Origin of the sequence: Stenotrophomonas sp. 610A2 (assembly GCF_030549615.1) — a bacterium.
Taxonomy (GTDB): domain Bacteria; phylum Pseudomonadota; class Gammaproteobacteria; order Xanthomonadales; family Xanthomonadaceae; genus Stenotrophomonas; species Stenotrophomonas pigmentata.
This window is the reverse complement of the sequence record NZ_CP130832.1, coordinates 3510777-3530816: the sequence shown is the minus strand read 5'-3', so window position 1 is coordinate 3530816 and position 20040 is coordinate 3510777. Positions and strand designations below refer to the sequence as shown.

Annotated in this window: 15 protein-coding genes and 1 pseudogene; 11 read left to right on the top strand and 5 right to left on the bottom strand. The window is 63.7% G+C overall.

From position 1 onward, the window contains the following. Positions 1–40: 40 nt before the first annotated feature. Together Q5Z11_RS15750 and tkt are read left to right on the top strand one after the other, a co-directional pair. Positions 41–1348: a dicarboxylate/amino acid:cation symporter gene (locus tag Q5Z11_RS15750; RefSeq protein ID WP_303747261.1), complete on the top strand. Its 1308-nt coding sequence runs from the start codon at positions 41–43 to the stop codon at positions 1346–1348. 185 nt (positions 1349–1533) lie between these two features. Further along, positions 1534–3540: a transketolase gene (gene tkt, locus Q5Z11_RS15745; RefSeq protein WP_303747260.1), complete on the top strand. Its 2007-nt coding sequence runs from the start codon at positions 1534–1536 to the stop codon at positions 3538–3540. Positions 3541–3984: 444 nt separating this feature from the next. Here the strand turns inward: tkt and Q5Z11_RS15740 are convergent, their stop codons facing one another. Continuing rightward, on the bottom strand, positions 3985–5943 hold the full coding sequence (locus Q5Z11_RS15740; RefSeq protein WP_303750069.1) for an acetyl-CoA hydrolase/transferase C-terminal domain-containing protein: 1959 nt from the start codon (positions 5941–5943) through the stop codon (positions 3985–3987). A 118-nt stretch (positions 5944–6061) separates the two neighbouring features. On the opposite strand from Q5Z11_RS15740, the gene Q5Z11_RS15735 reads away from it, so the two are divergent. The 4 genes and pseudogenes from Q5Z11_RS15735 to Q5Z11_RS15720 all read left to right on the top strand — a co-directional run bounded on the left by Q5Z11_RS15735 (position 6062) and on the right by Q5Z11_RS15720 (position 8622). Next, positions 6062–6436: a BlaI/MecI/CopY family transcriptional regulator gene (locus tag Q5Z11_RS15735; RefSeq protein ID WP_282268950.1), complete on the top strand. Its 375-nt coding sequence runs from the start codon at positions 6062–6064 to the stop codon at positions 6434–6436. After that, positions 6324–7196 (top strand): annotated as a pseudogene (locus Q5Z11_RS15730) (M56 family metallopeptidase); the annotation flags it as partial. The gene Q5Z11_RS15735 and the pseudogene Q5Z11_RS15730, both read left to right, overlap by 113 nt. 6 nt (positions 7197–7202) lie before the next feature. After that, entirely contained in the window at positions 7203–8048 is an 846-nt protein-coding gene (locus Q5Z11_RS20700) for an energy transducer TonB (RefSeq protein ID WP_345783916.1), read from the top strand. Between the two features lies 1 nt (position 8049). Next, the gene (locus tag Q5Z11_RS15720) at positions 8050–8622 is read left to right on the top strand and encodes a hypothetical protein (protein ID WP_303747259.1); all 573 of its coding nucleotides are present in this window, start codon (positions 8050–8052) and stop codon (positions 8620–8622) included. Positions 8623–8659: 37 nt separating this feature from the next. Here the strand turns inward: Q5Z11_RS15720 and Q5Z11_RS15715 are convergent, their stop codons facing one another. Both Q5Z11_RS15715 and Q5Z11_RS15710 read right to left on the bottom strand, forming a co-directional pair. Next, positions 8660–9484 (bottom strand): S1/P1 nuclease, encoded by an 825-nt coding sequence (locus tag Q5Z11_RS15715; RefSeq protein ID WP_303747258.1) that lies wholly within the window; start codon positions 9482–9484, stop codon positions 8660–8662. 129 nt (positions 9485–9613) lie between these two features. Next, the gene (locus Q5Z11_RS15710) at positions 9614–10261 is read right to left on the bottom strand and encodes an OmpW/AlkL family protein (protein WP_282268944.1); all 648 of its coding nucleotides are present in this window, start codon (positions 10259–10261) and stop codon (positions 9614–9616) included. Positions 10262–10469: 208 nt separating this feature from the next. Here Q5Z11_RS15710 and gap point away from each other — a divergent pair, with 208 nt between their 5' ends. Then, complete coding sequence (gene gap, locus Q5Z11_RS15705; protein WP_282268943.1) at positions 10470–11471, top strand: type I glyceraldehyde-3-phosphate dehydrogenase; 1002 nt, start codon at positions 10470–10472, stop codon at positions 11469–11471. Positions 11472–11647: 176 nt separating this feature from the next. On the opposite strand, the gene Q5Z11_RS15700 is transcribed toward gap, so the two are convergent. After that, positions 11648–12688 (bottom strand): pirin family protein, encoded by a 1041-nt coding sequence (locus tag Q5Z11_RS15700; protein ID WP_303747257.1) that lies wholly within the window; start codon positions 12686–12688, stop codon positions 11648–11650. A gap of 105 nt (positions 12689–12793) precedes the next feature. On the opposite strand from Q5Z11_RS15700, the gene Q5Z11_RS15695 reads away from it, so the two are divergent. From Q5Z11_RS15695 to Q5Z11_RS15680, 4 genes are all read left to right on the top strand, one after another. Further along, entirely contained in the window at positions 12794–13213 is a 420-nt protein-coding gene (locus tag Q5Z11_RS15695) for a winged helix-turn-helix transcriptional regulator (RefSeq protein ID WP_303747256.1), read from the top strand. Positions 13214–13520: 307 nt separating this feature from the next. Continuing rightward, the gene (locus tag Q5Z11_RS15690) at positions 13521–16262 is read left to right on the top strand and encodes a DUF2339 domain-containing protein (RefSeq protein WP_303747255.1); all 2742 of its coding nucleotides are present in this window, start codon (positions 13521–13523) and stop codon (positions 16260–16262) included. After that, the gene (locus Q5Z11_RS15685) at positions 16259–17644 is read left to right on the top strand and encodes a DUF3999 family protein (RefSeq protein ID WP_303747254.1); all 1386 of its coding nucleotides are present in this window, start codon (positions 16259–16261) and stop codon (positions 17642–17644) included. Before Q5Z11_RS15690 ends, Q5Z11_RS15685 begins: the two co-directional genes overlap by 4 nt. Before the next feature lie 211 nt (positions 17645–17855). Continuing rightward, positions 17856–19271: a serine hydrolase domain-containing protein gene (locus tag Q5Z11_RS15680; protein ID WP_303747253.1), complete on the top strand. Its 1416-nt coding sequence runs from the start codon at positions 17856–17858 to the stop codon at positions 19269–19271. 209 nt (positions 19272–19480) lie between these two features. On the opposite strand, the gene Q5Z11_RS15675 is transcribed toward Q5Z11_RS15680, so the two are convergent. After that, entirely contained in the window at positions 19481–20035 is a 555-nt protein-coding gene (locus Q5Z11_RS15675; RefSeq protein ID WP_303747252.1) for a GNAT family N-acetyltransferase, read from the bottom strand. Positions 20036–20040: the final 5 nt, after the last annotated feature.

The following is a 20040-nucleotide window of genomic DNA, read 5'->3' as shown; positions in this document are numbered from 1 at the left end:
GTCTGTTAAGCTGAATAATTCTCTGGAGGGAAATCCACTTATGGCCAATGCAGCCAAGACCAACGCCAAAATGCCGTTCCACTGGAAAATAGGGATCGGCTTCGGCTTCGGTCTGCTGTTGGGCCTGATCGTGCACCTCGTCAGTCCAGACGCGGACTGGGTGCACACGGTCACCACCTATGTGACCACGCCGGTATCCGGGCTGTTCCTGAGCCTGATCTTCATGCTGATCGTGCCGCTGATCTTCTCGGCGCTGGTGATGGGCGTGTCGGAGATGGGCGATATCCGCTCGCTGGGCCGCATCGGCTGGAAGTCGCTGGCCTACACCGTCGTGCTGTCTGGCTTGGCCGTCCTGATCGGCCTGGTGCTGGTCAACCTGTTCCAACCCGGCGCTGGCGTCGACCCGAACGTGGCCGCCAAGCTGCTGGCCGAAAACGCCGAGCGCAGCAAGGCGATCGTGGCTGGTGCCGGCACCGCGCCCAAGGGCCTGGACATGCTGTTGTCGATCGTTCCCGACAACGTGCTCGACGCGGCGTCTGACAACGGCAAGATCCTGTCGCTGATGTTCTTCGCGTTGATGATGGGCATCGGCATGGTGCTGTCACCGGCCGAAAAGGTCGCCACCCTGCGCAAGGCGATCGAGGGCCTGTTTGAGATCTCGATGACCCTGATCAACCTGGTCATCCGCCTGGCGCCGTACGCCGTGGCCTGCTTCATGTTCAATCTGGCCGCCATCTTCGGCTTCGATCTGCTGGTCAAGCTGGGTGCCTATGTGGGCGTGGTGGTGCTGGCATTGGCTGTGCACATGTTCGTCAGCTACGGCATCGCGGTGAAGCTGGCCGGGCGCTCGCCGATCAAGTTCTTCCGTGAGACGCAGGAAGCCACGGTGATGGCGTTCTCCACCGCGTCCTCCAACGCGACCCTGCCGACCGCCCTGCGCGTGGCCGACCAGATGGGCTTCCCGCACAAGGTTTCGCGCTTTGTACTGACCGTGGGCGCTACCGCCAACCAGAACGGCACCGCGCTGTTCGAGGGCGTGACGGTGATCTTCCTGGCGCAGTTCTTCGGTGTCGACCTGAGCATCGGCCAGCAGTTCATGGTGATGGTGGTCTGCATCCTCGGTGGCATCGGTACCGCCGGTGTGCCGTCCGGCTCGTTGCCGGTGGTGGCGCTGATCTGTGCCATGGTCGGCGTCAATCCGGCCGGTATCGGCCTGATTCTGGGTGTGAACCACTTCCTGGACATGTGCCGTACCGCGCTGAACGTGACCGGTGACCTGGCCCTGACCACCCTGGTGGCGCGTGGCGAGAGTGACGACAGCATCGGCCGGCATCACCAGCAGGAGTGATTGCTTCGCAAACGCTGCAATGACAAACGGCCACCCTGTTCAGGGTGGCCGTTTTGCTTGGGCATGTTCCTGTCAGGCGAAACCAATACGAACTACCGTCAGCTTTTACGGACTGATCCCGGCGGTAGCTTGTGGGACAATAGGCCGCCCGCAGTTCCGCGGGAGCCTCCTGATTCTGACGACCCATGACGCAGCCCACCCGCCGCCAGTTGGCGAACGCCATCCGTTTCCTTGCCGCTGATGCGGTAGAAGCCGCCAAGTCCGGTCATCCCGGCATGCCGATGGGCATGGCCGATATCGCCGAAGTGCTCTGGAACGACTATCTCCGTCACAACCCGAACAACCCGAAGTGGTTCAACCGCGACCGTTTCGTGCTGTCCAACGGTCACGGCTCGATGCTGCACTACGCGCTGCTGCACCTGAGCGGCTACGACCTGCCGATCGAGGAACTGAAGGCTTTCCGCCAGCTGGGCAGCCGCACTGCCGGCCACCCGGAACGTCATGAAACCCCGGGCGTGGAAACCACCACCGGCCCGCTGGGTCAGGGCCTGGCCAATGCCGTGGGTTTCGCGCTGGCTGAAAAGCTGCTGTCGCAGCGCTACAACCGCCCGGAATTCGAAGTCGTCGACCACCGCACCTGGGTGTTCATGGGCGACGGCTGCCTGATGGAAGGCATCTCGCACGAAGCCGCATCGCTGGCCGGTACCTGGGGCCTGAACAAGCTGGTTTGCTTCTGGGACGACAACAACATCTCCATCGACGGTGAAGTGGAAGGCTGGTTCACCGACGACACCCCGGCACGCTTCGAGTCCTATGGCTGGAACGTGGTGCGTGGCGTCGACGGCCATGATCCGGAAAGCATCAAGGCCGGCATCGAGCAGGCGCTGTCGCAGTTCGACAAGCCGACCCTGATCTGCTGCAAGACCACCATTGGTTTTGGTTCGCCGAACAAGGCCGGCCAGGAATCCAGCCACGGCGCACCGCTGGGCAAGGACGAACTGGAAGCTACCCGCAAGGCGCTGAACTGGTCGTATGGCCCGTTCGAGATTCCGGAAGAAATCTACGCTGGCTGGCGCGCTGGCGGCACCGGCACCCTGCGCCAGGCCGAGTGGGAGCAGCTGTTCGACAAATACGCTGCACAGTTCCCGGCCGACGCCGACGAACTGACCCGCCGTTCGCACGGCGAACTGCCGGCTGACTTCATTGCCCAGGCCGATGCCTACATCGCCCAGGTGCAGGCCGAAGCGCCGAACATCGCCTCGCGCAAGGCCTCGCAGAACGCCATCCAGGCCTTCGCACCGCTGCTGCCGGAAATCATTGGCGGCTCGGCTGACCTGGCCGGTTCCAACCTGACCCTGTGGAAGGGTGCGCAGACCGTGGTCGGCGAAGACCCGCATGCCAACTACGTGCACTACGGCGTGCGTGAGTTCGGCATGAGCGCGATTGCCAATGGCCTGGCCCTGCACGGCGGTTTCCTGCCGTTCGACGCCACCTTCCTGGTGTTCAGCGACTACGCCCGCAATGCGCTGCGCATGAGCGCGCTGATCCCGGCGCACGTCATCCACGTGTTCACCCACGACTCGATCGGCCTGGGCGAAGACGGCCCGACCCACCAGCCGGTGGAGCATGTGTCCTCGCTGCGCTACATCCCCAACAACGATGTGTGGCGTCCCTGCGATGCGGCCGAATCGGCGGTCAGCTGGAAGGCTGCGATCGTCCGCAAGGACGGCCCGAGCTGCCTGATCTTCAGCCGCCAGAACCTGGCCCCGCAGCCGCGTACGGCCGAGCAGGTGCAGCAGATCGAACGCGGTGGTTACGTGTTGGCTGACGCCGCCGGTACTCCGGACGTGATCCTGATCGGCACCGGTTCGGAAGTGGGTCTGGCCGTGGCTGCCAAGGCCGAACTGGACGCTGCCGGCATCAAGACCCGCGTGGTGTCGATGCCGTGCACCGACGTGTTCGATCGGCAGGACGCTGCTTACCGCGAGTCCGTGCTGCCGAACGCCGTGCGTAAGCGCGTTGCGGTCGAAGCCGGTGTCACCGGTTTCTGGCGCCAGTACGTGGGCCTGGACGGTGCTGTCATCGGTCTGGACACCTTCGGCGCATCGGCCCCGGCCGACAAGCTGTACAAGCACTTCGGCATCACCACCGAAGCGGTTGTGGCAGCAGCCAAGGCACAGATCAAGGGCTGATAGCCCTACATCGCAAGATTGGACAAAGGCCGGGGAAACCCGGCCTTTGTTTTGGCTCCGCCCCAACTGTAGTGCCGAGCCATGCTCGGCAGGGGCTTGCCCAGCAAAAGGCCAACCCCTCCCCAACCCTCCCCTTCGCGACGCGAAAGGGAGGGAGCAGATCTGTAGTGCCGAGCCATGCTCGGCAGGGGCTTGCCCAGCAAAAGGCTAACCCCTCCCCAGTTCTCCCCTTCGCTACGCGAAAGGGAGGGAGCAGATCTGTAGTGCCGAGCCATGCTCGGCAAGGGGGCTTTCCCGGCATCCCAGCCGTTGTGGGAGCGGCGTCAGCCGCGAAGCTGGCAACAGATAAAGCTGACGATAGTCAAGGGTTATCAGCTTCGCGGCTTACACCGCTCCTACAAAACCCAGGCTTCCCGGCATGCGATCAGGTTGCGACGCACACAATCAAGCTTTCCCCGCAGTCCGCGCCAGACCAACCCGCAGCAATCCGGCATTGAGCCGTTCACCAAAACTGGCAGGCCGCTCCAGTCCCATCCGCTGCATATACATCGCATCGTTCTCGGCGGGCGCTTGGCGCAAGGCTGCGACCACGGTGCGTAGCTTGCCCATTGGCGTCGCAGTGGCAGATTTCAGCCAACCCAAGGCACGCACAAGATCCTGCTCGACGGCATCGAAATCACTGCCGAGCGGATAGTCGGGCAGGCTGCCATCGGCGCGGAACGGGGCCAGCGTTGCCTTGAGCAGCTCGGCGCGGTTCTGTTGCCAATGCGTGGGCGCAACGAAGTTCGCAGCCAGCTTCTTCGAGGTTTTGGCTTGCTCCAATAGTCCCGGTTGGAATGCAGCATCGGTGATGCTGGTCATCGCGACCACGCAATCCTCGTCGGTCAGGTTGCGCAGGTCGGCAATGCCGTACTCGTTGACGAAGACATCGCGCAGATGGCGGGGAATGGTGGTGTGCCCGTAGTTCCAGCGCACATTGGATTGTGGCTTGCCGCCATCCTCGCGCACGGCGCGGAACATCAACACGCTGCGCGCATCGGGCAGGGCATGTGCCATCGCCACGAAGTTGTACTGGCCACCGACGCCGGAGACCACGCGGCCATCTTCCAATGCATCCGATGCCGCCGCGCCGAGTGCGCTGGCGATCATGCAGGAGTTGAAGAAGCGCGCATCGCGGCGCTGCAGGCGTTCCAAGGCCTCGTTGCCGCCGTAGAGCTGGTTGATCTCACTGATGCGGCGCATGCCGATGGCGGCGCGTTCGGCATCGGGGAGATTGCGCAGCCAGTCGTAGAACTCGGCTGAGCCCAGATAGAAGGCGCCATGCAGGTACTCGCCTTCGCGCGCAAGTCGGCCGCGGTCACCGTTGCTGGCAGTGCCGTCGGCCAGGCGCTGCATCAGGCCAAGGTCGTCATGCACCTTGCGCCAGATCACACCGGTCTGCACCAGCTTGCGGAAGCCCTCGTTGAGCATCTCGCTGCAGCCATACAGGCCGATCTCGAACGGCCCAAGTCCACCTGCCTCATGCACCAGCGGGTGCTCGGCGATCTGCGGATCCAGCGCATGCAGGATCTGCCGGTAGCGTGCGTTGTCGGTATGCCGTAACACCAGCGCATGGCTGAGCGCGTCGGCCAGTGTGCCGATGCCGATCTGCAAGGTGCCGCCGTCGCGCACCAGGGTGCTGGCGTACAGGCCGATGGCGTAGTCGGCATCGCTGACCGGCTGCCGCGGCAGGCCAAACAGCCGCGGGTAAGGGCCGGGCGGGGTGATCACCAGATCGAAGAACTCCGGATCGACCGCGGCGCTACCGCCGAGCCACGGCAGCTGCGGATCGATCTCGGCGATCAAGAAGGGCTTGGGCAGGCCGCGCTTGGCGATGGCATCCAGTGTGTCCTGGGTAATGTCGTTGTTGCATGACAGCGATAGCTGGTGGCTGCCTTCGCGGTAGGCCACTTTCTGCACGATTGCATTCGGCGCGCGCTGCGCCACGGCATCGGCGGCATGCGTGTAGTTGAGACTGGTGTAATAGCGCTGCGCCTGCGTCGACCGCAGCAGCGCACCGGATTGCATGTAGAACTCTTCTACCTGCACATGTGCAGGCAATGCATCGCGGGCGATGGCATCGGAGTAGGCAAGGCGCGGGAAGTCAGCGCCGAAGTGGCGTTCGACGAACGGGCGCATGAAGCGCGCTTCCAGTCCATCGCCCTTCGCCTTCGGCGGGTTCAACGACAAGGCGGTATACAACTGCAGCGGCCGCGCCGGATCGTGTTCGATACGCGCGTACAAGGCATTGAGCAAACGATGCGGTTTGCCCAGCGCCAGTGGGGCGCCAATGCGCAGTGGGCCTTGGATGTTGCTCAGCAGCCAGTCCACGGCGGCGTCGAGGTCGGTCACGTGATGGGGCATGGTGTCCGGTATCTGCGGGGGTATCGGCATTACAGCATGTCCGCCCTGAATCACTTGGTGAGGGCTTGACAGGGCTTTCGTTTACTCGTGTAATCGTAAAAAATTACAGGCGTAAACGATGATCCGTATCAGCGAGGCCGAGGCCGTTGTCATGGAAGTCCTTTGGGGGCAGCACCCGCTGTCCGCCGACGAGGTCATCGCGCGATTGCCCGGCGGCAATGACTGGGCCGAGGCCACGGTCAAGACCCTGCTCAACCGCCTGCTCAACAAGGCCGCGATCAGTGCAACCAAGGAAGGACGGCGCTTCCTGTACACGCCGCTGGTGCAGCGCGATGCCTGGTTGCTTGAAGAGAGCAGCAGCCTGATCGAGCGCCTGTTTGATGGCCGGGTTGCGCCGCTGGTCGCCCATTTCAGCCAGCACCAGCGGCTCAGCCGCGAGGACGTGGCCGAGCTGCGCAAACTGCTGGAGGGGCTCGACGATGAGCAGCACTGAGATCCTTGCGCTGTTGCTGAAGACCACCTTGGCCAGCAGTGCCGCAGTCACGCTGGCGTTGATCCTGCGCCGCCCGCTGCGGCACTGGTTGGGAGCAAGTGCCGCCTATCTGCTGTGGATGCTGTTGCCGGTGATGCTGCTGGCGGCGCTGTTGCCTGCACCACGGGTTGCGGCGGTGCCGATGCGGGTCAGCGAGGTGGCGGTACAGGTCGGGCAGGCAGTAGTTGCTGGTCCTGCCGTGATTGCGCATTGGCCGCTGTGGCTGTGCTGCGCATGGTTGGCCGGGGGGCTGTTGATGGCAGTGCATCTGTATCGCCAGCAGCGGAGTTTCCAGCGCGGGCTGGGTCGGCTCAGCCAACGCGATGACGGCCTGTGGCAGGCGCAGGCAGTGGCGGGCTTGCCTGCGGCGATGGGTTTGTTGCGGCCGCGGATCGTGTTGCCGGCCGGCTTTGAACAACGCTATCTGCCGATCGAGCAACAACTGGTACTGCTGCATGAGCGCGTGCATCTGCAACGCGGCGACATCGTGATCAACGCATTGCTGGCGCTGTTGCAGTGCCTGTACTGGTTCAACCCGTTGTTGTTGTTCGCCCTGCGCTGCTGCCGTGAAGATTAGGAATTGTCCTGCGATGAACGCGTGATTGCCCGGGTCTCGGGCGCACGCCGCAGTTACGGCGAGGCCATGCTCAAGACCGGGCTGGCCGCGTCCCCGTTGCCGGTGGGGTGTCACTGGCAGAACTATCATCCATTGAAGGAGCGTATTGCCATGTTGAAGCGTCCCGTACCGGGCAGGAAGCAGTGGTGTGCCATGTTGGTGTTGTCGTTGGGCTTGTCGTTCGCTTTCGGCTATACCGCGTGGGCTGCGCAACCGGGCAAGGCGGTGTCCACCTCCTCGTCGACGTCCACATCGTCTTCTTCATCGACCTCGACGACGACCGGGAAGGGCACGGTGTATGCCACCTTCGTGGAGGCGACGCTGGAGGGCACCAAGCAGCGCTTTGAGCTGCAGCAGTCGGCAGGCACGCCGTTCTCTTTCAGTGCCAGCTCGGACAAGGGCGTGCAGTGGGCAGCGGAGTTCACCTTGCAGCCTGCCGCCGACGGCATGCTCACGCTCAAGGGCACACTGAAGGCGAACGGGGACCTGATTTCGTCGCCGACCTTGCTGATCAAACCCGATGTGGCGGCAGGCATTGAAGTGTCCACCGCTGACGGGCGCTCGACCTGGGCACTGGAGCTGCGTTCGGTCGCCTTGGCAGCAGGGGATCCGGCCATCGTATCGGCAGCTTCCGGCAAGGCCGAACAGGTCGGCTTGCCGAATGCCGGGCGGATGCCGCCGCCCAGCTATCCGCGCGCTGCGATCGACAGTGGCACCAGTGGCAAGGTGGTGCTGCGTATCGCGGTGGATGCAGAAGGCCGGGCGACCGACGTGGTGGTCACCGAGGCGCATCCCAAGGGGGTGTTCGAGGAAGTGTCGATTGCCGCTGCAAGGCAGTGGCGTTTCACACCAGCGATGAAGGACGGCAAGCCGGTTGCTGGCCTCATCCGGGTGCCGATCTCGTTTGATATGGACGAAGAAGAAATGCACTACACCGAAACCCAGAGCAGGGGCTGAGGTGCGCGGGCATGCCGCGGTGCTGGCCGCGTTGATGCTCGCCGGCTGTGCGACGCAGCCGCAGAAAGAGCAGGCGAGCAGGAGTTTCAACCTCAACCAGCACCGGCAGATGCTGACGCCGGAATCTTCCGGTGGTGCAGGCGAGATACAGCCCTATCAGTTAGCCGCCACGGAAAGCTTTCGCATGCCGGTTGCCGTAACTGCGGATGATCCGGTGTTGCCGTCGGAGTACGCAAAACGTTCGCTGGATGCCACTACGGTATGCGTGAATGTCATCCTGGATGCGCAGGGGCGGGTGGAACGCAGCGCGCCGCTGTTGGCGCATTCGGCCTGCGGTGCGGGAAGTGACACGGTTAATGCAGGCTTGCTGCAGGCTGCGCTGGTCGCCACTTCCGGGTGGTCGTTCGAGCCGGCTGCAGTCTGCCATTACGCTGCCGGTGTGCAGGCGCCGTCGAACGGGGACTGCAGCACTGCCTCACGCATCGAGGCGGTGCCGGTAACCCTGGCATATGCCTTCACCTTCGAAGTGATCGAGGGCAGGGCGATGGTGCGGCGCGAAGACGGTTTGCACTGAACATGCGCCTGCACCTTGGGGCAGGCGCGTTGATTGCTCAGGGAGTATCGAGCAGCCGGTTCAACAAGGCGGCCAGCTGTTCGCCGCCCAGACGAAGCTGTGCTTCGGCAACCGGTTCCCACACAGCGGTGTAACGCTCGTCGATCTTGTGACCGTCCGGGTACAGGCCTTTGCGGGTGGCGATGCGGCAGGTCTGCTCGGCCCACAAGGCGGGATCGCGCTGCAGGTCTGGTGCGCGCACACCGCTGGGGGCAGGCAGCACCTGCAGGCGTTGCAGGAACTGGTCATCGTTCAGCTGCAGCGGATAGAACATGCCGCTGTCCCAGACCGAGTGCAGGTTGGTACCGCGGCCGTTGAACTGCAACTGGTAATTGTTGCCGCCGCGGTCGTGGCCGTAGCCGGCGTGCAGCGGCTGGTGCAGGTCGCCAACCAGGTGCACGACGAACTTGAGCGCCTGCAGGCGTTCGGCGTCGCTTAGCTGGCGGTTGGCCAGGATTTCACTCTGCTGCTGCAGGGCGCCCACCACGCAGTTGCCGTTCCGGCAGTGCTTGGTCGGGGAGAAGTTGCAGCCGTCTTCAGCCATGTTGACGTAGTGCCAGCCGGCCGAGCGCTTGCCCAGGTCGGGATCGCTGGCACGCAGCTGGTCGGCCCAGGGCGCGATGCTGCTGAGGGTGGCGCCAGGCTCGCTGGTCAACAGTCGATCGATTTCGGCCTTGGCCTGGGGGTCCAGGCGGGTTTCGGCGACCCGTGCGACCAGGCGGTGGCCTTGCGCGCCCCATGCCAGAGCCTGGCCAGGGAGGGTTGCGGAGACAGCGATGGCGATGCCCAGTGCCGGCATCAGGAGACGGTGGAGCTTGTTCATGCCGCCATTCTAACGGCTGTGCTGCCATCGGCTACGTGCGCCAGATGGCGAAACACGCCCCCGGTTGTGGCCGGGGGCGTGTTCGCTGGGGGAGGGCAATATCTACTTACCCATCAACTGCGGCCAGCCTCAGAACTTGAAGACGTAAGCCACGCCGTAGACCAGCGGGTCGATCTTGGCGGTGCCCAGCTTGTTGCCGTTGACCTTCACCTTGGTGTCGATGTCGGCCCAGCGCATGTCAACGCGCAGCGCGCCCTTGTCGCTGACGGCGAAGTCCAGGCCAGCGTGCGCAGCCAGGCCCCACGAGTCTTCCAGCTTCAGCTTGGTGCCAGCCAGCGCGCCCTTGCTGTCGGTGCTGAAGAACTTGGTGTAGTTCACGCCCAGGCCGACGAACGGGGTGACCTTGCTGCTGTTGGCGAAGTGGTACTGCAGCGAGACCACCGGCGGCAGCTGCTTGGTTTCGCCGACCTTGCCGACGCCGTCGATGCTGACATCGTGCTTGAACGGCAGCGCGCCCAGCACTTCGATGCCCACGTTATCGGCGACGAAATATTCGAACGTGATGGTCGGCTTGACGTCGCTGTCGACCTTGGTGGACAGCTTGCCCAGGCCCAGCGCGGCGCCATTCAGATCGCCGGCATCGGACTTCGGGTCAACCGCGTGGACGCCGACGCCCAGGGTCCAATCGCCCTTGGACTGGGCCATGGCGGGGGCGGCGGCAGCCAGGGACACGGCGGCGGCCATGGCGGAAAGCAGCAGGGCGGAGGTCTTGCGCATGTGTAATTCCGTTACTTGGTGGAGGTGGCGCCAGTGTCCGGTCCGCGCCCGGGTACCGCTTTGATCCTGATCAAACAGGGGTTTGCGCTCAGCTGGCGCTCAGCTGCGGGGGATGGCTGGGCGCCACGGGGCGGGCATGGGTCCTGCTAGAATGGCGTCCCCTTTCCACCCCGCCGCAACGGCTTTGCGGCTGCAGGAGCTTGTGAACATGGCAATCAAGGTCGGCATCAACGGTTTCGGTCGCATCGGGCGCAATGTGCTGCGTTCGGCAGTGTTGAACTTCGGCAACGACATCGAGATCGTGGCCATCAATGATCTGCTGGAGCCGGATTACCTGGCCTACATGCTCAAGTACGACTCCGTGCATGGCCGCTTCAAGGCAGACGTGGAAGTGTCGGGCAGCGACCTGCTGGTCAACGGCAAGAAGATCCGCCTGACCCAGGAACGCGACCCGGCCAACCTGAAGTGGGACGAAGTGGGCGTGGACGTGGTGATCGAGTCCACCGGCCTGTTCCTGACCAAGGAAACCGCGCAGAAGCACCTCGACGCGGGCGCCAAGAAGGTGATCCTGTCGGCCCCGTCCAAGGACGACACGCCGATGTTCGTGTTCGGCGTGAACCACAAGACCTACGCTGGCCAGAGCATCGTCTCCAACGCCTCGTGCACCACCAACTGCCTGGCCCCGCTGGCCAAGGTCATCAACGACAAGTGGGGCATCAAGCGTGGCCTGATGACCACCGTGCATGCTGCCACCGCTACCCAGAAGACCGTTGACGGCCCGTCCAACAAGGATTGGCGCGGCGGCCGCGGCATCCTGGAAAACATCATTCCGTCCTCCACCGGTGCTGCCAAGGCCGTGGGCGTGGTGATCCCGGAATTGAACAAGAAGCTGACCGGCATGAGCTTCCGCGTGCCGACCTCGGACGTGTCGGTGGTCGACCTGACCGTCGAGCTGGAGAAGGAAGCCACCTACGCTGAGATCTGCGCCGAAGTGAAGGCACAGAGCGAAGGCGCGCTGAAGGGCATCCTCGGCTACACCGAAGACAAGGTGGTCGCCACCGATTTCCGCGGCGAGACCCACACCTCCGTGTTCGACGCCGAAGCCGGCATCGCCCTGGACGGCACCTTCGTCAAGCTGGTCAGCTGGTACGACAACGAGTGGGGCTACTCCAACAAGTGCCTGGAAATGGTGCGCGTCGTCGCCGCCTGATCCACGCAGCAGCTGTAAACAGAACGGGCGCCGAAAGGCGCCCGTTCTGCTTTTTTAGAGCCCTCCCTTTCACCGTAGGTGAAGGGGAGGGTTGGGAGGGGTACTGTTGCTATTGCCTGTGCTCCATGTCCTTGCTCGGATTACCCGCTGTTGCAAGTGACACACGCGCTCGCCTTTCACACTGAAGGCGGCAACTCAATCCCATCACTGCCCGGATGCTTGGCAAACCGCCCCTGCCCTGCCGCATGCACCGGCCCATGACTCGACCACGGCCAGCCACCAAACTGGTTGCGGCCATAATCGCGCCGCGCCTGTTCGATCTCCTCAGCGGTATTCATCACGAACGGGCCATAGGCCACCACCGGTGCGCCAATCGGTACGCCCTGCAAAAGCAGTATCTGCACCACGTCCTCGCCATTGTTATGCAGCGGCAAGGCATTGCCGGCAGCCACTTCCAGCAAGCGCGGCCCGCTGATCAAATCACCATCCACCAGCAGCTGCCTGCCGCCATGGAAGTACAGCGTGCGTCGCGAGCCTTGTCCGCTGGCCGGCGGCAAGGTCACCGAAGCACTTGGCTGCAAGGTGATCTGCCAGACAGCGACATCGCCTTCAGGATTGGCCGCCCATGAGCTGCGCCCCGGCGCCAGCGGCACGAGTTCGGCATGGCCGGCTTCCTGCGGGGCATAGCGGCCAGCAATCACTTTCACCCCGACTCCGTCGATGCGGTAGTGGGGAATGTTCTCACCCCACAGCATCACGAACTCGGGATCAGCCATCTTGTTGTGCGGCGGCAGGTTCAACCAGATCTGGTAAAGGTCCAGCGGATTGGGATGCTCGCGCGAACGCAGTGGGAACATCTCCGAATGCTGGGTGCCGCCACCGGCGGTGAGCCACTGCACGTCGCCGTCACCGTATCGCGCGGTTGCACCCAGCGAATCGGCGTGGTCCACCAAGCCCTGCGGCACGATGGTGATGGTTTCGAAACCACGGTGCGGGTGCGCAGGGAAGCCCGGGGCGTTGACCCCGTGGTACATGCTGAAGCCATCCTTGCCGCTGAAGTCATGGCCGAGTTCACGGCCACCCAGCTGGCGCATGTCCACGCCCTGCTCGGCGGTGGCCGGCGGATACTGGTCCAGGTGATGGGCGCAGAACAGGAAGGGATCGGTGCCTGGCCAGGGGTTGCCCAGCGGTTCATTGCGGAGGATCAGGTTGGACATTGGCGGCTCCTTGGATGGTTGGAACGCGGTGCTGGACTGGCGTCGCCCCGCGTCGACATGCTCTATTGATGGGTGCGCGGTTCTACACCACAAGGAGGCACGCCGATGACAGCAGCTCACACCGGTGATACCGGATCGGCGGCGGCTGACGACGCTGCGTATTGCCAGCAGGTGCGCTTGCTGCTGGACCGTGTCGGCGAGAAATGGAGCCTGCTGGCGGTGATCGCTTTGCGCGAGCAACCGCGCCGCTTCAATCAGTTGCGGCGTGAATTGAGTGGCGTGTCGCCGCGCATGCTGGCGCGGACGCTGCGCGGCCTGGAACGGGATGGGCTGGTCAGCCGCAGTGTCTACCCGACCGTGCCGCCGCAGGTGGACTACGCGTTGACCGGATTGGGGCAATCACTGCTTCAGCCCGTGGATGCCTTGCTGCAGTGGGCCTGGACGCACCAGCCGCAGATGGATCAGGCCCGCTCCGACTTCGATGATCGCCAGCGCGATGCCGAGGACGCCGAGCTGCAAGGCTGATGCTGTCGAGTCACCACCCGACCACCAAGCCAATACCAGTATTGCGCGAGCATCGTTCTGTAGGGGCGGCGTAAGCCGCGAAGCTGAGGCTGCTGAAGCCTTCGGTATACATGCCATCTGAGGATGTAGCGGCTTCGCGGCTTACGCCGCTCCCACAAAAGTGCGGTCTGGGTCCCGGCGTGGCTCAAATGCCCAAGCGAACAGCATTGCGCCACAGGGGCTGGGCTGAACCTGACTGCGCGCATCTTGCGTTTTCAGGTGACCCCGATAAGGTGATGCAGCACGTTCAGGTGCACAAGGATGATCAATGGACGAGGGTTGGGTGTTGTTGATAGTGCTGCTGGTACTGGCTGCGCTGGCGATGCCGGTGTTGCTGGTGGCCGCCTTGGTATCGGTGTCTTCGCTGAAGCGCCGCGTGGCTGCGCTCGAAGAGCGTTTGGCTGCTGGCGGTGCCGAAGCCGTAGGGCCGCAGCGCACCGAGGCAGTCCAGCCCTATGCCAGGATGGAGCCGGAGGCCGATCCGGTCGATTCCATTGCCGAGCCAGCGGTGGCCGCTCCGCCGGTATCAGTGCCAGAGCCTGTGGCTGCGGCACCAGCGCCTCCACCCTTGCCGCCCAAGCTTGATCCGCTCGACCCGCTGGCGAGCGCACCCCGCCGTCCTGTGCCTGAACGCAGTGAGCCGGCCCCGCAGCAGACCTGGATACCGGCCGAGCCCGCCCAGCCGGCCGAACCCAATTTCATCGAACGCGCGGTCGCCTATGCCAAGCAATGGCTGACCAGCGGCAATGTGCCGGTCAAGGTCGGCATGTTGGTGCTGCTGGCGGGCGTAGCAGCGTTGCTCAAGTACGCCACTGACCAGGGCTGGTTCACCGTGCCGGTCAGCCTGAAGCTGGCTGGCATCAGTGCAGCGGCATTGGCCGGATTGGTATTCGCCTGGCGCAAGCGCGAGAGCCACCGCAGTTTTGCTCTGGCGATGCAGGGCGGCATGATCGGCATCCTGTTGCTGGTGGTGTTTTCCGCCTGCAAGAACTACGGAATGATCGGCACGGGTGCTGCATTCGCATTGAGCGTGGTGCTGATTGCCGGCCTGTCGGTGATGGCGGTGCTGCAGGAGAGCAGAACCCTGGCCATCCTCGGTGTGCTGGCCGGCTTCATGGCGCCGATCTGGCTGTCCGACGGCAGCGGCAACCACGTCGCCTTGTTCTCGTATTACGCACTGCTCAACGCGGGCATCTTCGCCATCGCCTGGGTGCGGCCGTGGCGCATCCTCAACCTGCTGGGGTTTGTCTTCACCTGGGGCATTGGTACCGCCTGGGGCGTGTTGAAGTACGCGCCAGCCAATTTCAGCAGCACCGAGCCGTTCCTGGTGCTGTTCTTCGTGTTCTATCTGCTGTTGCCCTTGCTGTATGCCCGCAAGGCCAGCACCGAAGGCAGTGCGCGCATCGATGGCTGCCTGCTGTTCGGCACGCCGCTGGTCGCGTTCTCACTGCAGGCGGCCTTGCTGCAGGGTGACCGCATGCCGTTGGCATTCTGCGCACTGGGCGTGGCCGCGCTGTACGCGGTGCTGGCACGCGCGCTGATCAACAACGAGCGCATGAATGTGCTGGCCCGCGGCTACGCCATTCTCGCCGTGGGCTTTGCCACCTTGGCGGTACCGCTGGCATTGTCGGCCAAGGCGACGGCATCGGTGTTTGCGCTGGAAGGCGCGGGCCTGGTCTGGCTGGGCCTGACCCAGGATCGCCGGCTGGCCCGCTGGACCGGCTTGGGCCTGCAATTGGCTGCCGCGGCGGCATTGGCGATTGGTGTGTCGGGTAGCCATTCCAGCGCGACCATTGCCATCGCCAACGCGGCCTTCATGGGCGCCCTGCTGATCGCCGTGGCCGGCTTCGCCACCGCATGGTGGTACCGACGCGCGGGTAATCAGCAGGTGGCGACGGTGGCCTATCTGTGGGCGTTGGCCTGGTGGATGGGCAACGTGATCATGGAGATTGGTGATTTCGTCGAGGTCGGCAGTCGTCTGCACGCGGTCTTGCTACTGCTCGGTGTGACCGGCTGGCTGGCCGCGGAAGTGCAGCGTCGCGCACCGGCGTTGGCGCTGTCCTTGACCACGCTGGGCGCGTTGGTGATGGCTTTCCCGGTGGCCTTCCTGCAGGTGTCCGAATACGGGCAGCCATTCGCCGGTTACGGCGCGGTGGCGTGGGCAGTGTTCGCCGTTCTGGGTGTGCGCAGCCTGATGTGCCTGCGCGCTGGCAGCGGTACGGTCGCTGGTTTGGCGCAGTTGGCCTGGTGGTTGCTGTGGCCGACCGTGCTGTCGTTGTTGGCCTGGCATATCGGCGACCGCTTCGCGCTGGCCGAAGGCTGGGTTGGCATGCTGCTGGCACTGCCGTGGCTGTTGCTGGCGGTGTTTTCCATGTACCGCTGGGCGTGGTTGTCGCAGCCCTTGGGCGCAGCGTTTGATGGCTATCGCAAGGCCTTGCAGATCGCCGTGTTCGCGGCACTTGGCTTGTGGTGGCTTGCGTCGCTGACCAGCTCCGGCTCGGCTGCGCCGTTGCCATGGATTGTTGTGTTGAACCCGCTGGAATTGGCCGAGATCGCCGTGCTTGCCTTGCTGGCGATGCGCCTGCGCCAGAATGCGGGCGCGGCAGCGTTGCCGATGCAGCTGGTGGGTACGGCAGTGGCCGCGCTGGTATTGGTGACGGTGATGACGCTGCGTGCCGTGCATCACTGGGGCGATGTGCCGTGGAGCGACAGCTTGCTTGGCAGCAAGTTGGCACAGACCAGCCTGACCGTGGTCTGGAGCCTGCTGGGTGTAATCGGCTGGATCGTCGGCTCGCGTCGTGGCCAGTGGGGGCTGTGGCTGGCTGGTGCCATCCTGATGAGCGTGGTGTTGGCCAAGCTGCTGCTGATCGATCGTGGCAACCTGGGTGACCTGCTGGGTATTGGTGCCTTCATCGCCTATGGCCTGCTGTGCACCCTGGTCGGCTGGCTGGCACCAGCACCGCCGCGTCGGGTGGGTGCCGGAACAAACAACGAGGAAACATCCGCATGATCAAGCGCCTGCTGGTATTGGCCTTGTTGCCTTTCAGTGCACTTGCCGCCGATGACTTCGCCCGGCAGTGGCCGCTGCAGTTGTCCCAGGCCGATGCCGGTGCCTACCGGGTGCCGCTGGATGCATCGGTGTATGCCGCCGCGCATTGGCGTGACCTGCGCGATGTACGGGTGATCGATGCCGATGGCAAACCGGTTGCCAGTGCCGTCTATGCCGCTGCAACGCCGCTTGGTGGTGCGGTGCGTACTGCGCCGCTGCAGTGGTTTGCATTGCCTGCAGCAAGTGCGGGCGGCGATGAGGACCTGAGCATCGTGGTGGAGCGCGATACCGCTGGCAAAGTGGTGTCGATCCGCAATTCGGTAGGCGCGACAACTGCGGTTGGTAGCGCCGATCCGGTATGGCTGGTCGATCTTGGTGACGAGGCGGGCAAGCTGCACAAACTGTTGGTTGATTGGAATGACACAGCGGCGACGCTGGATCTTGGTTATCGCCTTGAAGGCAGCGACGACCTGCGTGGGTGGCAGGTGCTGGATCCGCAGGTGCGGCTGGTGCAGTTGCGCAACCAGGGCAACGAACTGCGCAGCAACAGCATCAAGGTCGAGTCCGGCCTGCGCTATCTGCGCCTGGTGCCCTTGCAGCGTAGCGGTGCCCCGCAGCTGCAGGGCCTGCGCGGTGAGTTCGCCGATGCCGTTGAGGTTGGTGATTGGCAGTGGCAGGAGTTGCAGGCGGCTGCCGGTGGCAATGGCAAGGACGGCTATCTATACCGTTTGCAGGGTCGCTTCCCGGTGCAGCGCCTGGATGTGGTGATGCCTGCCAACAGCGCGGTGAGCTGGACGGTATCCAGTCGCGATGAGGACCGCTCGCGCGCCGACAACGGTGAACCGGTCTGGCAGACGCTGACCAGTGGCTGGAATGCGTGGAACCTGAGTCAGGCCGGCAAGCAACAACGCTCACCGCCGTTGGAGACCTCAGGCATCGTTGATGACCGGCAGTGGCGTCTGCAGGCTGAGCCTGGTGCAGTGCCTGCTGCTGCGCCAGCGTTGCGTCTGGGCTACCGCCCCGGCAGCGTGGTGTTTCTTGCGCAGGGGCGTGCGCCTTACCTGTTGGTTGCAGGTAGTGCGGACGAGGGCAAGGCGCAGGCGGCGCTGGATCCGATGCTGGCAGCCTTGCGTGCACACAACGGCGCGCAATGGCAGCCGGTTGCGGCAACGCTGGGTGCGGCAGCACAGCGCGCTGGTGATGCTGCCTATCAGCAGGCCGAGGCACCACGCGATTGGAAGAACATCGTGCTGTGGGTGGTGCTGGTCTTGGGCGCTGCAGCAGTAGCTGGTTTTGCATTCAGCCTGATCCGCAGTAGCCGCACAGAAAAAAAAGACACCTGATGTAGTGCCGAGCCATGCTCGGCAGGGGCTTCCTCAATGCGGCTGACCGGCGTACCTCCCTCCCTTTCGCACAGCGAAGGGGAGGGCCGGGGAGGGGTTGGCTTTTTGCCCTTTCGGGTTCATCTGCTTCGCGGCTGACGCCGCTTCTACAGTCGCGATGTGTCGGTAATGCCCCTGCCGAGCATGGTCGGCACTACCGGTGTTGCTGGCAATGGAAAGGATCGGTTGGCTTATGCGTTTGAAGTCATTTGCGGTTGCAGTTCTGCTTGGCTTTTCGACCGTCGCCGCTGCCAGACAGCCTTTGCCCGATGCACATGCCGAGCAGGTCCTCAGCCTATGGCTTGCGGCATACAACAGCGGTGAGCGCGATGCGCTGCAGACATTCCTGGTCGACTACAAAGTTGGGCAGGAGGCGCAACGCTTTCTGGATATCCGTCAATCACTGGGCACGTTCAAATTGCTGGGAGTCAAATCCAGCACGGCGGACAACGCGCAGCTGATCTTGCTTTCGGAGATGACCGATCGCGGCGTGCTGGCAACGCTGGACATGGATCCTGCTGATCCGTTTGACGTCACCAGGCTGCAGCTTGAAGGGATGGAACTGCCGGATGAGTTCACGCCACAGCGGATGTCACAGACAAAGGCTCTGGCTGCAGGCAGGGCAAGGCTGGATGCCGCGCGTGCAGCCGACAGCTTGTCCGGTGCACTACTGGTGGCGAAGAACGGCAAGGTTCTGTTGACCTGGCATGGCGGCGCCGCAGATCGCGAGCGCGCTGTTGGAGTCGATGAAGCAACCCGGTTCCGGCTGGCCTCCTTGAACAAGATGTTCACTGCGGTGGCCATCCTGCAGTTGCAGGAGGCGGGAAAATTGTCGCTGGATGACGCGATCACCACACATCTGAAAAATTATCCGAACCAGGAGGTGGCCAGGGCCATCAGCATCCGCCAGCTGCTCAATCACACCAGCGGGCTGGGTGACGTGTTCGGCGAGGAATTCGAAAAGCGTTCGCAATCGTTGCGGACATTGAACGACTACTGGAGCCTCGCCAGTGCCGCGCCGCCGAGCTCGACTCCCGGCAGTGAGGATGGTTATTCAAACTACGGCTATATCCTGCTCGGCTCGATCATCGAAGCGGTGAGCGGGCAGTCGTATTACGACTACGTGGATCAGCATATCTTTCGTGTTGCCGGAATGGGTGCGACTGGCTCGGAGCCAGAATCGGTGGCTGTTCCGGGGCGCGCGGTCGCCTATGCCAAGGTTGACGGCAAGTGGGTGCAGGAAACCAAAACGCTGCCATGGAGAGGCACTTCTGCTGGTGGCGGCTACAGCACGATTGGGGACATGCTGAAGTTTGCCGAAGCACTGCGTGCAGGTCGGCTGATATCGCCTGAGTCATTGGCGTTGGCCACATCACCGCAGAACAACAAAGCCTGGTATGGCTATGGCTTCATGGTCAGTGGGAAGGGCGCGGAGCGCCAGTACGGGCACGAAGGCGGCGCGCCCGGCGCGAATACGTCGCTGGTGGTGCTGCCTGAGCAGGGCTACGTGGTGATCGGTTTGAGCAATGTTGATCCGGGAGCGATGGAGAACGTGGTGAACTTCATCGTGCATCGCCTGCCGTTGTGACCGGTAGTGCCGAGCGATGCTCGGCAGGGGCTTTCTCGATGCACTTGTGGGAGCGGCGTGAGCCGCGAAGCTGGTGCAACGCAAACAGGCGAGATGGCTGCGATTGCGGTTGGCTCAGGGCGTTGTCGCCTTGCCAGCTTCGCGGCTTACGCCGCTCCCACAAGTAGTGTGGGTTGCTGGTAACGCCCCCAGCCGAGCATGGCTCGGCTCTACAGTTTGAAATCCTGGCGCAGCAGGCCGTAGATGGCGCTGTCGCAGATTTCGCCGTTTACATGCCAGCGCTCGCGGAGCAGGCCTTCGCGGACGAAGCCGAACCTCTCCACCAGGCGGCAGGAGGGCAGGTTGCGCGGGTCGATGTCGGCCTCGATACGGCGCAGCCCCAATTCGTTGAACACATAGCCAAGTACCAGCTGCAGGGCTTCGCTGGCCAGGCCGCGGCCCTGCCAGTCGGGATGCAGGCTGTAACCGACCTCGGCACGTGCCTGTGCCAGATCCATGTAGAAGATGGCGCTGCTGCCTATCAACAGGTCGGTGTCCGCGTCGGCAATCGCCCAGACCAGCATGTCCAGTTCGCGGCGCTGGCGCTGGATGTCGGCGATCTTCTGTTCGGCCTGCTTCAGCTCGGTCCAGGCCGGGTAGCTCCAGTAGCGCATCACCCGTGCATCGCTATGAATGGAGAACAGCGCTGCAGCGTCGCTATCACGGACTTCGCGCAGGCGCAGGCGGGGGCTGGACAGCTCGGGTTGCGGCAGGCGTGGTGACATCCGGT

Bases quoted from the DNA above. Each gene is read 5' to 3' on its own strand.
- Q5Z11_RS15750 (WP_303747261.1), top strand. From the start codon at position 41: ATGGCCAATGCAGCCAAGACCAACGCCAAAATGCCGTTCCACTGGAAA.
- tkt (WP_303747260.1), top strand. From the start codon at position 1,534: ATGACGCAGCCCACCCGCCGCCAGTTGGCGAACGCCATCCGTTTCCTT.
- Q5Z11_RS15740 (WP_303750069.1), bottom strand. From the start codon at position 5,943: ATGCCCCATCACGTGACCGACCTCGACGCCGCCGTGGACTGGCTGCTG.
- Q5Z11_RS15735 (WP_282268950.1), top strand. From the start codon at position 6,062: ATGATCCGTATCAGCGAGGCCGAGGCCGTTGTCATGGAAGTCCTTTGG.
- Q5Z11_RS20700 (WP_345783916.1), top strand. From the start codon at position 7,203: ATGTTGAAGCGTCCCGTACCGGGCAGGAAGCAGTGGTGTGCCATGTTG.
- Q5Z11_RS15715 (WP_303747258.1), bottom strand. From the start codon at position 9,484: ATGAACAAGCTCCACCGTCTCCTGATGCCGGCACTGGGCATCGCCATC.
- Q5Z11_RS15710 (WP_282268944.1), bottom strand. From the start codon at position 10,261: ATGCGCAAGACCTCCGCCCTGCTGCTTTCCGCCATGGCCGCCGCCGTG.
- gap (WP_282268943.1), top strand. From the start codon at position 10,470: ATGGCAATCAAGGTCGGCATCAACGGTTTCGGTCGCATCGGGCGCAAT.
- Q5Z11_RS15700 (WP_303747257.1), bottom strand. From the start codon at position 12,688: ATGTCCAACCTGATCCTCCGCAATGAACCGCTGGGCAACCCCTGGCCA.
- Q5Z11_RS15695 (WP_303747256.1), top strand. From the start codon at position 12,794: ATGACAGCAGCTCACACCGGTGATACCGGATCGGCGGCGGCTGACGAC.
- Q5Z11_RS15690 (WP_303747255.1), top strand. From the start codon at position 13,521: ATGGACGAGGGTTGGGTGTTGTTGATAGTGCTGCTGGTACTGGCTGCG.
- Q5Z11_RS15685 (WP_303747254.1), top strand. From the start codon at position 16,259: ATGATCAAGCGCCTGCTGGTATTGGCCTTGTTGCCTTTCAGTGCACTT.
- Q5Z11_RS15680 (WP_303747253.1), top strand. From the start codon at position 17,856: ATGGAAAGGATCGGTTGGCTTATGCGTTTGAAGTCATTTGCGGTTGCA.
- Q5Z11_RS15675 (WP_303747252.1), bottom strand. From the start codon at position 20,035: ATGTCACCACGCCTGCCGCAACCCGAGCTGTCCAGCCCCCGCCTGCGC.